This window comes from Jezberella montanilacus (assembly GCF_003003055.1).
Taxonomy (GTDB): domain Bacteria; phylum Pseudomonadota; class Gammaproteobacteria; order Burkholderiales; family Burkholderiaceae_B; genus Zwartia; species Zwartia montanilacus.
Map to the genome: position 1 here is coordinate 649,416 of NZ_PVTV01000011.1, position 13,120 is coordinate 662,535.

Below are 13,120 nucleotides of genomic sequence, written 5' to 3' on the forward strand. Positions count from 1 at the left end.
CGCTTATTGAATCGGTTGGTGAACGGTCACCAGTTTGGTGCCATCGGGGAAAGTAGCTTCTATCTGAATATCGGGGATCATCTCGGGGACGCCTTCCATCACATCTTCGCGGCCCAGTACATTGCGTCCCTCACTCATTAAGGCGGCAACGGTTTTGCCGTCTCGCGCGCCTTCCATAATGGCTGCTGAGATCAAAGCGATGGACTCGGGCACGTTCAGCTTCAAACCACGGGCGCGACGACGCTCAGCCAGCAGGGCTGCAGTGAAAATCAACAACTTGTCTTTCTCTCTCGGGGTCAGATCCATGGGGTCTCCGTCATTGAAATCACGTCGCCCACAATCTAGGGGGCACCGCGGGTAAATTAAATACGAGGGCACGCAAATTCGCCCAAGTGTCCTGCAAAATAGCCTTAATCGCCAAGGGTGCCGTCAACAGTCGTCCAACAAGCAAGCGCGGGTGCAAAACCGTCCAGACAATTGTATCGTTGCTATCACGCAAGTTTTGTACCAACTCGTCGGTCCAGCTACGGTCACCGGGCAACACCGCCCATACCGTAGCAAACGCATGATAACCACGCAAGCCTATGATTGACTCGAACAACGGATCTGCCCCGTTAAGCAGCAAACGATCATGCCAGATCAGTTCACCGTCCATCAGCAGCTTCACAGATTGCGCAAAGCGACCATGGCAGAACGACTCACCTGACGCCTTGCGACCAAAAATCAAATGATCCCAACCCACCATCGCGGCCTGCGCACCGAGGTCGAACTGGATGTTCGAATCAACGCGGGCTCTATCAAAAACGATGGTTTCTTGAGGCAACCATTCGAAGGACCCTTGGATTTGCATGTCAACCAGTTGAGTCGCGCGCCGCGCTGAATCAGAGCCATACCATTTAGCGGCAGAGGGTGTGGTCACTAAACCATGACAGACTCGATCTACCCCGCCCTGCACTTCTAAATGATCCCCGGCTGCAATCCCGCCGGGAGGATGCACGATAATGGCATGGCAAATACTAGGCCCTTCGGGATACAGCGCCTTTTGGATCCGCAGCGGGCCCAAATGCTGATGATTTAAGCGTGTGGCACCCGCTTTGGTCAGATCAAAATGCAAATCCAGTCTGGCGGTCCAAGGTGTATTCGTCAATACCGAGTTTGTCGAAGGCAAAGCCGCCTCTGACTGAAGGGCTAAAGGATCATCAGTCAAACGCATGAACAACACCGGCAGCTACACCCATAAAATTTGTCAAAATATTAAATCGTCATCAGAAATCATTACTAGTAAATTACTATCAATATGTAATCATGCTCATTATTTGATCAATACGCAAAAAGTTTTTTTGTTTACTTAGCAATGCACCAACTTGGATCACTGTAGCGATGAGCCCCACCCCCACGGCAATCCCCTTCAAAGATGCGTTGATTTTCTGGTTGAAGCTGGGCTTCATCAGTTTTGGCGGGCCAGCTGGCCAAATCGCGCTGATGCACCAAGAACTGGTAGAAAAGCGACGCTGGATCTCTGAGAAGCGGTTTTTGCATGCCCTCAATTACTGCATGGTGCTGCCTGGGCCCGAGGCGCAACAACTGGCGACTTACATGGGTTGGCTGATGCATAAAACATGGGGTGGCATTGTGGCTGGCACCTTATTTGTCTTGCCATCTCTGCTGATTTTGATCGGCCTTTCATGGATCTATATCGGCTTTGGTCACACGGCTATCGTGGCAGGCCTGTTTTACGGGATCAAGCCTGCCGTGACCGCTATTGTGTTGCAAGCGGTTTACAGGATCGGCTCAAGAACGCTCAGACATCCAATTTTATGGGTGGTTGCCGCATGCTCTTTTGTCGCAATTTTTGCGGCTAATACGCCGTTTCCCTTGATTATTCTTGCCGCGGCCATCCTTGGCTACTTCGGTCAACGCATCGCACCTTCAGCTTTCAGCGGCAGTGGCGGCCATGGTCAAGCCAAAGTGTCTTTTGGGCCAGCCATGATTGACGATGACACGCCTACACCAGAACATGCCAGATTCACCTGGGGTCGTGTCCTCACCGTGCTCCTCTGGGGCTTGAGCCTATGGGCAATCCCCATGGCCTTTTTCACTTTGAGCTTAGGCTGGGATCACACGCTCACTCAAATGGGGTGGTTCTTTACCAAAGCTGCATTACTCACCTTCGGTGGCGCATATGCTGTCCTGCCTTACGTTTATCAGGGCGCAGTTGAATTTTTCGGCTGGCTAAGCCCTGCTCAGATGATAGACGGCCTTGCGTTGGGCGAGACAACGCCGGGACCACTCATCATTGTCGTCGCTTATGTCGGATTTGTCGGCGGCTACCTAAAACAATTATTTGGGCCTGAGGCGTTGTTTTTAGCAGGGACGGCTGGCGCGCTGGTCGTCACCTGGTTTACTTTTTTACCGTCGTTCTTGTTTATCTTGGGTGGGGGACCTTTCATTGAAAGTACACATAACAACCTGAAACTCAGTGCACCGTTGACCGCCATCACTGCTGCCGTTGTTGGCGTGATCCTTAACCTTGCGTTATTTTTTGCTTATCACGTCTGGTGGCCCAACGGTTTAAGTTCCTCGCTTGACTGGGCTTCGGCTGTGCTGACAATCGGAGCTTGCGTGGCACTCATTGCGTTTAAACGCAATGTGGTGCCTGTCATCCTCACTAATGGATTACTAGGCTTGGTCCTTAAAACAGCAATGTAAACCTTGCAGCAGACCGGACGCTAACCGACGGTTAAATTTTGTCCGCCAGCACGGCCAACATGCGTTGAACGGTCGCGCTTTTATCGCGTTGACCATTTGCGTCAAACACGGTGATTTCCGTCTTCGAACCGGTTTGTGACAGATGCAATTTGTAGCTAGGTGCTTGACCAAGAGCTTTAGCGCCAAATAAACGCTCAAAAAAGCCTGGGTCTTCGCGCTTGACGCCAGTGTCGGAATCAACATAACGAACAAAGAAGTCACCTGCAGCGCGATCACGATCGTCAACGGTGAACCCACCAGAATCGAGTGCAACACCCACGCGGCGCCAAGCTCGTTCAAACGAATCAGCCACAACCAGGCTGGTTTTATCACCTGCAGGCATGGTCACCGCTGGTGACTGCGGATTCACGCTTGCCTGAGCCATTTTCTTGCTCGCAACATCAACATCCTCGCCCAGGAAAACCATCAGGCGTGCGATCATCGCTGCGTTCAGACCGGGATCTTCACGCCCGTTTTTCCAGACAATCGTGCTGTCAACGGATGCAGCAACGTGCTCCTCGACCATATGTTGGTGAGAAATATAAACCTCAGACCGATTGCCTGCGCGTTCAATGCGCGCGCTGAATTTGTCACGCGTACCGCTGTCATAAAGACTATCCAGCACGTTGCCAAGCAACTGGCGCAGCGCATCCTGCGGGATCTTTGCTCGGTTCTCAGCCCAATTGGTGGTCATGAGACCCGCCTTAGGATCAGCCTTCTCAAGATTGAAGCCGTTTTCAGTGAAAAAATCAGCCACTCTCGAATACAACTGATCTGGCGGGATCGAAGTCGACAACCACCGCAGATCGCCATCGCGCTCAACGCGCACATCTTTGTATTGTGGCAAGACAGCTGCCTGGGCAGACGAGGTTACGGCGGCACCGTCGGCTTTGGTCTGTTGCGCATACTGAGAGTAAGTTGTGGTGCCAGCCGGTGCTTTAAAACGCGGGTCGCCCGTCGCTTGCGTCAAATCGGGCGGAACACTCAACGGATCAGTCCGCACGACGCTTTTGTAGTTGATTGAATTGTTGCCGTCCAGCGTGCTTTTGAGATCATCAAAGCTAGTGCTGCTGCAGCCAGACAATGCAAGCGCTACCGAAGTCAATGCAAACACCGGCAAACGGCCAAACTGATATTTAAAAGTCATATTAAAGCAACCCCGCCTGAACCATCGCCGCTCGCAAAGGAGCATGAAACTGAGAACCTAACTCGACTAAAGGCAAGCGCAATCCAGCTGGGATACGACCCATCTGCGCCAGCGCCCACTTGACGGGAACCGGATTACCTTCAACGAATAATAATTTATTCAGCAAAGCTAACTTGCCGTTGATTTCTCTGACTTTAACAACATCACCAGCCAACGCGGCCGCGCATAATTGGTGCATGGCTCGCGGCGCAATATTTGCCGTGACCGAAATATTGCCGCAACCGCCGAGAAGGATCAATCCGGCTGCTGTCGCATCGTCACCACTCATGATCTGAAAGTCCGCTGGCAAATCGCGAATCAACAATGCACCGCGACCGATGTCTCCGGTAGCGTCTTTAATACCGATAATCCCGGGGATTTGCGCCAGGCGTAACACGGTTTCGTGAGCGAGATCAGCGACGGTTCTGCCCGGTACGTTATAAAGTACCGTGGGCATATCCACTGACTCTTGAATCTTTTTAAAGTGCTGATACATGCCTTCCTGGGAGGGCTTGTTGTAGTAAGGCACCACAGACAGGCCAGCATCCGCACCGACCTGGCGAGCGTGTTCTGCCAAATGGATGGCCTCGCTCGTCGAGTTTGCGCCAACACCCGCAATCACGGGTAAGCGACCGGCAGCGTGTTGAACCGCTATCTTAATGAGTTCTGCATGCTCTTCCACATTGACGGTCGGCGATTCACCCGATGTGCCAACGACAACAAGCGCGTCAGTACCCTCTTGTGCATGCCAATCGATGAGGCCGCGATAGCTGTCAAGATCCAGACTGCCGTCGGGATGCATAGGGGTGACCAAGGCCACCATACTGCCTTTGAAGCGAGGCCCTTGAGGGGATGTGCTTGACGAAACCATGTTAGGGTCCAGAATAATATTTAGTGAGACTTGAAAGCGCTCACGTTATTTAATTTGACGGAGAGTTTAACGGATTGCGCCATGACACGAGAAAATATACACCTTTGTCACAGAAATAATCTAACGACGGCTTCGCCAAGCCTCAGCACCGGATCCAAGACCACCCAAAGGCTACCGGTCGCCAACAATACAATGACAATCAACATGCCATAAGGTTCAATCCGACTCAACTGCCAGGCGAGTCGATCAGGTAGCAAACTAAAAAGAATCCTACCACCGTCGAGCGGAGGGAGTGGAAACAAATTCAGAGCCATGAGCACCAGGTTGATTTTGATACCCGCCAGAGCCATCGCAAACCAGAATTCATCGCGATTACCCAGTTCAAAGAGCACTCGCTGACCAATCGCCCAAGCAATCGCCATCAGCAGATTTGCCATCGGGCCTGCCAGGGCGACCCACAACATGTCTTTTTTAGGATGCCGCAACCGCCCGAAGTCGACTGGAACGGGCTTCGCCCAGCCAAACAAGATTGGCGCGCCACCCGCTACGCCAGCCAAAATCAGCGTACCGATTGGCACGAGTAAAGTACCCACCGGATCGATGTGTTTCATCGGATTCAGGCTAACTCTTCCGGCTAGCGCCGCTGTCGGGTCGCCGAACAGGCGCGCGACATAACCATGTGCCGCTTCATGCAAAGTGATAGCAAAAATAACCGGCAAGGCGCAGATCGTAATGGTTTGGATGATTTCGTTCATGAGATCTTTCGATTATTCGAGTCCTAGCGCGGCGGGATCACCTTTTCCGCGCCGCACAATTTGAGGGGGTGACACAGTCAAGTCGATGACAGTCGTGGCCTCGCGAGGGCAAACGCCGGCATCAAGAACAGCGGCGAGTTCATGCTGATAGCGTTGCCTGATGTCTTCGGGATCAGTCAGCGGCTCATCGTCACCGTCAGGGATCAGCGTGGTGGATATCAGGGCAAACTGCGATTGTTCGAGCAGTGCATGGGCAATTGGATGATCTGGCACGCGAATACCAATGGTTTTCCGTGAAGGGTGGGACACGCGCTTGGGCACTTCTTTTGAGGCATCAAGAATGAATGTCCAAGGCCCCGGTGTTGCCTGTTTAATCATTCTGAATTGCGCATTGTCCAGCTTGGCGAATTGACTGATCTCGGTCAAATCACGGCATAACAAGGTCAAGTGATGCCTATCGTCCAATCCACGTAATTTGCGTAGTTTATCGGCCGCGTTTTTATCGTCAAGCCGAGCGACGATGGCATAGCTCGAATCAGTAGGCACTGCAACGAGCCCACCATCGTCAATCAACTGAGCCGCCTGCTTTAACAGTCTGATCTGGGGATTTTGTGGGTGTAAGGTAAATAATTGAGCCATGACCGTCACGATACAACGAATTTCCGTTTTTCAAGCGGAAGCAGTAACGGTTAGAATATGGTTTGTGTGTCTCCGTAGCTCAATTGGATAGAGCACCCGCCTTCTAAGCGGGCGGTTGTGAGTTCGATTCTCGCCGGAGGCACCAACCCCACCACCGACACTGCGGGCTCAACATTTGGATCAAACTCGTTTGGCCTTTCGATTTTTAATGAAAATGCCAAGATCGTCAGTGACCGGCACCATCGCGAGCGCCATCAATATCATCGCCACGGGCACCGTTGCCGCATAGCCGAGATACCTAAAGCCCAAGGCGCCCAGTAATCCGCCCATAAAAAAACAACCAACCAACAGCATTAACACACGTAAACGAAAACGGTTTGCTCTGACGGCAACGATCCCCGGCGCGTTTAATTGATTCCGGTAGAACAATTTCCCCAGCTCAATACCAATATCTGTGACCATCCCGGTGATGTGCGTTGTTCGAATTTCAGCATGACTCAACTTGGTGATGACAGCATTTTGTAATCCCATGATGAAACATAACAACATCACGGTGGCCGAAACAAATAAGCCGTTGACTTGTGTCAGACGACCTCCGATGAGGCCAAAACAAAGCAATAAACCAGCTTCAACAAGCAAGGGCAGCGCATATTCGCTGTGCATCTGGTGCCGACGAGAATAATTAACTAAAACAGCAGAGAAGGCCGCCCCGCAAAGAAACGACGCGAGCGCGCCCACACCGCCAAGCGCCAGGTCATACACCCCAAGAGCAAAATGATCGGCCATCGCTGAAACGACGCCGGTCATATGCGATGTGTATTGCTGCACGGCTAAAAAACCACCCGCATTAATCGCCCCCGCGGCGAAAGCCAGAATAAAACCAAGTTGATTATCTGCCTCTTTAGTGCGTGTACGTCCAGTCAATCTTCTAGAATAATTTAACGGCATCGTCAGCTTCTTGCGTAGAGTCCAATAGATACACACCCATATCGTAAACCGTTGCAGTATCATCATGACACTTAATTTTGCATTTTTCTAAACCTGTCAAACCGGATTCCCGATGGTCATCACGGCTGAACTCACTAAAGCATTCGCACCCACTGGCGTCTTGCGGGCTTCGCTCAACATGGGCAATCCCGTACTAGCCAATACGGATTCAACCGGTCAACCGTACGGCATGTCGATTGATTTGGCTCGCGCGCTCGGTGCCGAGCTGAACATTCCGGTTGAGCTCGTCGTGAATAAAACCGCTGGCAAATCAGTTGAAACCATGGAGTCTGGTCGCGCCGATATTGGTTTTTTTGCGATTGACCCCGCTCGTGGCAGAGAGATCGCTTTCACTTGGCCCTATGTCTTGATTGAGGGTTTCTATCTGGTTCGCGACGCTGACCCAATCACCAGCAATGATCAAGTTGACGTCGCCGGTAAAAGAGTCGTGGTGGGTAAAGGGAGCGCCTACGATCTTTTTCTGAGTCGCCATCTGAAACAAGCTGAGATCGTTCACGCAGCCTCTTCACAAGCGGTTGTACCGACCTTCATCGAGCAACATATCGATGTGGCTGCTGGCGTTAAGCAGCAACTGCAAATGGACACCAAAGGCATGAAAGGGGTTCGGCTTTTACCTGAACGTTTTATGGTGATTCGGCAAGCAATGGGGATTGCTAAGGACAGGGGCCCTCAGGCAGCCCTCTTCTTACGGCACTTTGTCGAGAAAATGAAAGCCCAAGGCTTCGTCAAACATTCGATGACGCGGCATAATATCGATGGGGCAAATGTCGCGCCCCTTGGCGATGCTGACAAAGACCCACTGGCTTGACCTGGCTCGCATCAAATTTTCAAAGATAAGGCGAAAACAGCCAAGCTATTTTGTTGCGCAATCTGGTCAAGAACGCTTGACCTTCAATCAACTCAAGTGTAATGGGTTCTGCGCTGGCGATCACTGAATCAATTCTCTCTTCAATTTTCTTGGCCAGACCTTGATCGAAGATCTCAAGGTCGAGCTCAAAATTAAGTCGCAAACTTCTCGGGTCTATATTGGACGAACCAATGTAGGACCAGGCGCTGTCGATCGCACAGAGTTTAGAGTGATCGAAGGTCCCGCTGGCGCGCCAAACGCGGCAACCGGGCTCAAGCACTTGATCGAGTTGAGCCATCATTGCAGCACCCACCATTTTCAGGTTGTTTGCCCCGGGTACGACGATATCCACCACGACGCCCCGACGCGCTGCAGTCGACAAAGCCGCGAGCATCTGAGTATCCGGCAAAAAATAGGGCGATTGAATGCGCACATGATGACGAGCCGCTGACAGCGCACCAAGCAAAATGCTGTGGTTGCTCGACAAACTCATATCGTCGGGTGCAGAGGGGACGCACCGGACGGGCACGCCTTGATCCGGGATCAAGGCTTCGTTAGAAAAAAACCAAGGCTCGCCCGTCAGAGATTCACCTGTCGTAAACGACCAATCTTGGGCAAAACTCAACATCAGTTGATGCACAACCGGCCCACGTACATCGAAGTGCGTATCCTGCATCGCCTCGACACCCATTACAGTTGCCGAGAATTCCTGCCGAATATTCATCCCGCCTGTTAGGGCGTGAACCCCATCAATAATCATCAGTTTTCGATGGCAACGCAGGTTGGCATAAGCAAGGCGTAAGCCAAAAAATGTTGTCATGAACAGCGCTACTTTTACCCCCCCCTGTTCGAGCATTTTCGTGATGGTGGGACGAGAATATTTTGATCCAACCGAGTCGATCAAGACGCGAACCTCGACGCCTCGGCCCTTAGCATCAATCAGCGCTTGCGCAATACGAATACCAACCTTATCGTGGTCGAAGATATAGCTTTGGACTGCGATCGACCGTTGAGCACCTTCTATTACACTGATCATCCGTGAGTAGGCTTCGTCACCGCTCAAGATCATTGAAATCTGGTTGTATCCCAGCAGTTGAAACCGGTTAACGGTATCGCCCAGTTTTTTTTGCGCTGCAAATTGGGGGGCTGAAAACGGCGCGACTGCTGTGACGAGCAGCCGATCGCGTATCTCTTCAAAGCGAAGCATATTGTCAAGCTGCGCAAGCACTTTTTGTTTTCGGATACGGTTAATACCGACGACAAAATAGATGACCGCCCCAAACAAGGGCGAAAACAGGATCACACCCACCCAGGCGATCGCTGCCCGCACATCGCGCTTGGTCATCGCAGCGTGCACAACAGCGATGGCACTCACCACTGTCGTAAAAGCAAACAGCATATGCGGCCAGAAGCTGCTCATGACGGTCCCAAATGTAGTCGCAAGCAACTTAAAGCCCTCTCAAGACAAACATGCTAAAATTTTACTTCTTCGGTGGCCGTAGCTCAGTTGGTAGAGTCCCAGATTGTGATTCTGGTTGTCGTGGGTTCGAGCCCCATCGGTCACCCCACCGTCTTTTAGTAAATATCCGGTTCGGATACCGCTGCACCGAAATCGGTGCGCAAGAAATCGAAATCACAGCCCTCATGGGCCTGTTGTATGTGTTTCGAAAACATCCAGCCATAGCCACGCTCATAACGAGCCACAGGTGCTTTCCATTCCGCTTTCCTTCTGGCCAGCTCCTCGTCAGATATCTCGAGTCTAATTGCGCGCGCCGGCACATCAACGGTAATCAGGTCACCGTTTTGCACGAGCGCCAGCGGGCCGCCCACGTAGGATTCGGGTGAGATGTGCAAAACACAAGCGCCATAACTTGTTCCGCTCATCCGTGCATCGGATAAACGCAACATATCCCTGACACCCTGTTTCAATAGCTTTTTAGGCATGGGCAACATACCCCACTCTGGCATGCCAGGGCCACCGAGTGGTCCGGCGTTACGCAATATCAGTACATGATCTGCCGTGACGTCGAGATCATCACTATCAATCACGGCTTTCATTGAAGGATAATCGTCGAAGACCAGGGCGGGACCTGTATGTTGATGCAAATGAGCCGGGCAAGCACTCGGCTTGATCACACAGCCATCCGGGGCGAGATTACCTTTCAGAACAGCCAACGCACCTTCTGCGTAAATCGGGTGGTCGACAGGCCGGATCACGTCGTCGTTATAAACCTCAGCGCCTTCAATATTTTCACCCAAGGTATTGCCGGTCACCGTCAAGGTATCGAGATGCAAGTGTTGTTTGATCCGGTTCATCAAGCCAGGCAAACCGCCCGCATAGAAAAAGTCTTCCATCAAATACTGATCGCCACTAGGGCGAACGTTAGCAATAACAGGAACAAACCGACTGAAGCGATCAAAATCATCCAGGCTGATCTCACAACCAGCCCGACGCGCTTGCGCGATCACATGAATAATGGCGTTGGTTGAACAGCCCATGGCCATGGCTACTGCAATGGCGTTCTCGAACGCAGCATGAGTCTGTATTTTTGCGGGGGTGAGATCTTCCCAGACCATGTCGACGATACGCCGTCCGGTATCTGCCGACATGCGGATATGATTCGAGTCAGCCGCGGGAATCGATGAAGCACCCGGCAATGTCATACCCAACGCTTCAGCAATCGCCGTCATCGTGCTGGCAGTACCCATGGTCATGCACGTACCGTGGCTGCGGGCAATACCACCTTCAATCTCAAGCCATTGCTTTTGATTGATCAATCCAGCGCGGCGATCGTCCCAGTACTTCCAGGCGTCTGAGCCGGAACCCAACACTTTCCCGTGCCAGTTACCCCTAAGCATGGGACCTGCCGGCAAATATATTGCTGGGTAGCCCGCGCTCGTCGCCCCCATCAATAAACCCGGGGTCGTCTTATCGCAACCGCCCATCAAAACAACACCATCCACCGGATGGCAGCGCAACAATTCTTCGACATCCATCGCTAACAGGTTGCGATAGAGCATCGTCGTCGGTTTCACAAAATTTTCGGCAAGAGATTGCGCAGGCAGTTCAAGTGGAAAACCACCAGCCTGTAGTACACCTCTTTTCACGTCATCAACCCGTTGCTTGAAATGGGTATGACAAGGATTGATGTCTGACCAGGTGTTCACGACGGCAATCACTGGCTTGCCGGCCCAATCTTCTGGGCCCAGCCCCATTTGCATGACTCGCGACCGATGCCCGAACGATCGTAAGTCGTCTGGCGCGAACCATCTTGCGCTGCGCAGATCTTCAGGGGCTTTGATACGTTTCGTCATTTTTATGTCTCCGGGCAAACACATTGAGTATTTAATGTCACTCGATCAAGCTGAACAAAATTACTGCTGGCAAAACTTGGTTTTAAACGCTTGGTCTGTTGTGATTTTCCATACCATCGCTTCGTTGTCTTCACGTACAAAAGGCTGCACATCCTTGATAAAGCCCCACGCTGGCCATTCATCTGCATCAGCACGTACCCAGAATACCCTATCGGACGTTTGACACATGCGCGGTAGCACCGCCTCTGAATTGACCAACAGCTCACGCCCCAGATCAGGGTTGAACTGGGCAGCATCAGCCAGCTCGTTGCGCCAATTGTCACGCTGCACTAAAGCGGGCCAGTTTTCAACAACCCAAGCTGGTTTGCGCATGCCCGCATACAGAGGCAGATCAAAAGGATAGCTCTTCAAAAATACGAAGGTATCATCCGCCTGTAACTCACTCGCGATGCGTGCACCCATGTTGGCGCCACTATCCTTCTGGTTAAACCGAAAAATGATCAGCGTCGTGACACAAACAAACACTGCGATCACGAAACAGGTCATGACGCTGCGGCGAAGATGCTGACGGATCGCTGTCGTCGCTGAGTCAAGATAAGTGGTGACTACCTCAGCCAACAAGACAGCCAGCGGAAAAAGCACGGGCAGGATGTAGCCAATCAGTTTGGATGCTGGGATCGAAAAAAATATCGCCATCACCGCCAACCAGCACCACATGAGACTATTCAGCTGAGAGTTTGACTGTCGCCAGAAAGATGGCGTAAAAAAACCGAACGCTGCAAGCGACCAAGGCAAGGTCATGGATAAAACCAAGGGAACGTAAAACCAGAAAGGTTGGGTGTTGTTGAAGCTCTCGCTCACAAAACGCTCAAAATGCTGATAAACGAAAAAATAATCGAAAAACCCAGCATACAAGTGTTGCATTAACGCAAACCAAGGCAGCATGACCAGCAAAAAGGCCAGTAAAGCCGGCGGCCAAAGCAATACGCCAAGCTTGCGCCAACGTCCTGAGAGGATGAGCCAGAAAAAAAGTACTCCACCGGGCAAGACGATACCAATAAGCCCTTTTGCCAAGATCGACAGGGCCGCGAAGACACCAGCCCAGATCGACATTTTGCGCCAGGCTTGTCCTGATTCGTTGCGAAAAACAGCTTCAGCACCGGCCAGCACCGTCATGGTCATCATCCCGGCAACCAGCATGTCCAAGTTAGCGTATTGCGCTCCCCCGTAAAACAGCGGCATCGTCACCAGTACACCCAATGTCAGGACGGCCACCCGAACCCCGCGATATTTACGCACAAAGAAAAATAGCGCCATCGCCGCTATCCACGCGGCAAGCACAGGTGCCAGTCGAGCAGACCACTCGTGCGCACCAAAGAGGCCGAACGAGAGCTGCGTAAGCCAGTAGAACAACGGAGGTTTATGAAAATAGGGGAGACCATTGATGAGCGGGACCCAAGGACTATTCGCCCGCAACATATCCCAGGCCACACCAACATAACGCCCCTCATCGGGCAGGTGTAAAAAACGCATCCAGGCCAGGCAAGCCAGCCACAACGCAACTGCCGGTGCGAACCAACGCTCAGCATGCGGGCGAAGCGCTAGCGCCCATAGTTGTTCTAAAAGCTTCTTCATTGAGTTATTTTGCCAAACAATGAGCGATTGTAGGTCAGGGTGTGCCTAGCGAGAAAAACAAGTACGATCCTACCTAATGACAAGAAAGTGCGGCGTTTCAATCCAACGCCTCGGCT

General features: G+C 51.9%; 12 protein-coding genes and 2 tRNA genes. 4 read left to right on the forward strand and 10 right to left on the reverse strand.

Annotated features, from left to right (window positions below; genetic code table 11):
- Positions 1-3: 3 nt before the first annotated feature.
- Together BCM14_RS04650 and BCM14_RS04655 are read right to left on the reverse strand one after the other, a co-directional pair.
- Positions 4-306 (reverse strand): urease subunit gamma, encoded by a 303-nt coding sequence (locus tag BCM14_RS04650; RefSeq protein WP_106226791.1) that lies wholly within the window; start codon positions 304-306, stop codon positions 4-6.
- A gap of 19 nt (positions 307-325) precedes the next feature.
- Positions 326-1,213 carry an urease accessory protein UreD gene (locus BCM14_RS04655; protein ID WP_106226792.1) on the reverse strand — a complete coding sequence of 296 codons (888 nt, stop codon included), beginning with the start codon at positions 1,211-1,213 and terminating at the stop codon, positions 326-328.
- Positions 1,214-1,380: 167 nt separating this feature from the next.
- Between BCM14_RS04655 and chrA the strand changes: the two genes are divergently transcribed.
- Positions 1,381-2,709, forward strand: coding sequence for a chromate efflux transporter (gene chrA / locus BCM14_RS04660; protein WP_106226793.1), 1,329 nt, complete (start codon positions 1,381-1,383; stop codon positions 2,707-2,709).
- A 31-nt stretch (positions 2,710-2,740) separates the two neighbouring features.
- On the opposite strand, the gene bamC is transcribed toward chrA, so the two are convergent.
- From bamC to BCM14_RS04680, 4 genes are all read right to left on the reverse strand, one after another.
- Entirely contained in the window at positions 2,741-3,895 is a 1,155-nt protein-coding gene (gene bamC / locus BCM14_RS04665; RefSeq protein WP_106226794.1) for an NlpB/DapX family lipoprotein, read from the reverse strand.
- A 1-nt stretch (position 3,896) separates the two neighbouring features.
- On the reverse strand, positions 3,897-4,805 hold the full coding sequence (gene dapA / locus BCM14_RS04670) for a 4-hydroxy-tetrahydrodipicolinate synthase (RefSeq protein ID WP_106226795.1): 909 nt from the start codon (positions 4,803-4,805) through the stop codon (positions 3,897-3,899).
- Positions 4,806-4,912: 107 nt separating this feature from the next.
- A complete protein-coding gene (locus BCM14_RS04675) occupies positions 4,913-5,560 on the reverse strand; it encodes a site-2 protease family protein (protein WP_106226796.1) in 648 nt (215 codons plus the stop codon).
- A gap of 12 nt (positions 5,561-5,572) precedes the next feature.
- Positions 5,573-6,199: an L-threonylcarbamoyladenylate synthase gene (locus tag BCM14_RS04680; RefSeq protein ID WP_106226797.1), complete on the reverse strand. Its 627-nt coding sequence runs from the start codon at positions 6,197-6,199 to the stop codon at positions 5,573-5,575.
- A gap of 68 nt (positions 6,200-6,267) precedes the next feature.
- Between BCM14_RS04680 and BCM14_RS04685 the strand changes: the two genes are divergently transcribed.
- Positions 6,268-6,344, forward strand: a tRNA-Arg gene (locus tag BCM14_RS04685).
- 35 nt (positions 6,345-6,379) lie between these two features.
- On the opposite strand, the gene BCM14_RS04690 is transcribed toward BCM14_RS04685, so the two are convergent.
- Positions 6,380-7,147 (reverse strand): YoaK family protein, encoded by a 768-nt coding sequence (locus BCM14_RS04690; protein WP_106226798.1) that lies wholly within the window; start codon positions 7,145-7,147, stop codon positions 6,380-6,382.
- Between the two features lie 112 nt (positions 7,148-7,259).
- Here BCM14_RS04690 and BCM14_RS04695 point away from each other — a divergent pair, with 112 nt between their 5' ends.
- On the forward strand, positions 7,260-8,015 hold the full coding sequence (locus BCM14_RS04695) for an ABC transporter substrate-binding protein (protein WP_106226799.1): 756 nt from the start codon (positions 7,260-7,262) through the stop codon (positions 8,013-8,015).
- Positions 8,016-8,034: 19 nt separating this feature from the next.
- On the opposite strand, the gene BCM14_RS04700 is transcribed toward BCM14_RS04695, so the two are convergent.
- Complete coding sequence (locus tag BCM14_RS04700) at positions 8,035-9,474, reverse strand: phospholipase D-like domain-containing protein (RefSeq protein ID WP_106226800.1); 1,440 nt, start codon at positions 9,472-9,474, stop codon at positions 8,035-8,037.
- 72 nt (positions 9,475-9,546) lie between these two features.
- On the opposite strand from BCM14_RS04700, the gene BCM14_RS04705 reads away from it, so the two are divergent.
- Positions 9,547-9,622 (forward strand) — tRNA-His (locus BCM14_RS04705).
- A gap of 7 nt (positions 9,623-9,629) precedes the next feature.
- On the opposite strand, the gene araD is transcribed toward BCM14_RS04705, so the two are convergent.
- Together araD and BCM14_RS04715 are read right to left on the reverse strand one after the other, a co-directional pair.
- Positions 9,630-11,369 carry an L-arabinonate dehydratase gene (gene araD, locus BCM14_RS04710; protein WP_106226801.1) on the reverse strand — a complete coding sequence of 580 codons (1,740 nt, stop codon included), beginning with the start codon at positions 11,367-11,369 and terminating at the stop codon, positions 9,630-9,632.
- A 60-nt stretch (positions 11,370-11,429) separates the two neighbouring features.
- Positions 11,430-13,004, reverse strand: coding sequence for an ArnT family glycosyltransferase (locus BCM14_RS04715; RefSeq protein ID WP_106226802.1), 1,575 nt, complete (start codon positions 13,002-13,004; stop codon positions 11,430-11,432).
- Positions 13,005-13,120 lie beyond the last annotated feature (116 nt).

What these genes read in the sequence shown, in the direction of transcription:
- BCM14_RS04650 (WP_106226791.1), bottom strand. Translation starts at nt 306, where the DNA reads ATGGATCTGACCCCGAGAGAGAAAGACAAGTTGTTGATTTTCACTGCA.
- BCM14_RS04655 (WP_106226792.1), bottom strand. Translation starts at nt 1,213, where the DNA reads ATGCGTTTGACTGATGATCCTTTAGCCCTTCAGTCAGAGGCGGCTTTG.
- chrA (WP_106226793.1), top strand. Translation starts at nt 1,381, where the DNA reads ATGAGCCCCACCCCCACGGCAATCCCCTTCAAAGATGCGTTGATTTTC.
- bamC (WP_106226794.1), bottom strand. Translation starts at nt 3,895, where the DNA reads ATGACTTTTAAATATCAGTTTGGCCGTTTGCCGGTGTTTGCATTGACT.
- dapA (WP_106226795.1), bottom strand. Translation starts at nt 4,805, where the DNA reads ATGGTTTCGTCAAGCACATCCCCTCAAGGGCCTCGCTTCAAAGGCAGT.
- BCM14_RS04675 (WP_106226796.1), bottom strand. Translation starts at nt 5,560, where the DNA reads ATGAACGAAATCATCCAAACCATTACGATCTGCGCCTTGCCGGTTATT.
- BCM14_RS04680 (WP_106226797.1), bottom strand. Translation starts at nt 6,199, where the DNA reads ATGGCTCAATTATTTACCTTACACCCACAAAATCCCCAGATCAGACTG.
- BCM14_RS04690 (WP_106226798.1), bottom strand. Translation starts at nt 7,147, where the DNA reads ATGCCGTTAAATTATTCTAGAAGATTGACTGGACGTACACGCACTAAA.
- BCM14_RS04695 (WP_106226799.1), top strand. Translation starts at nt 7,260, where the DNA reads ATGGTCATCACGGCTGAACTCACTAAAGCATTCGCACCCACTGGCGTC.
- BCM14_RS04700 (WP_106226800.1), bottom strand. Translation starts at nt 9,474, where the DNA reads ATGAGCAGCTTCTGGCCGCATATGCTGTTTGCTTTTACGACAGTGGTG.
- araD (WP_106226801.1), bottom strand. Translation starts at nt 11,369, where the DNA reads ATGACGAAACGTATCAAAGCCCCTGAAGATCTGCGCAGCGCAAGATGG.
- BCM14_RS04715 (WP_106226802.1), bottom strand. Translation starts at nt 13,004, where the DNA reads ATGAAGAAGCTTTTAGAACAACTATGGGCGCTAGCGCTTCGCCCGCAT.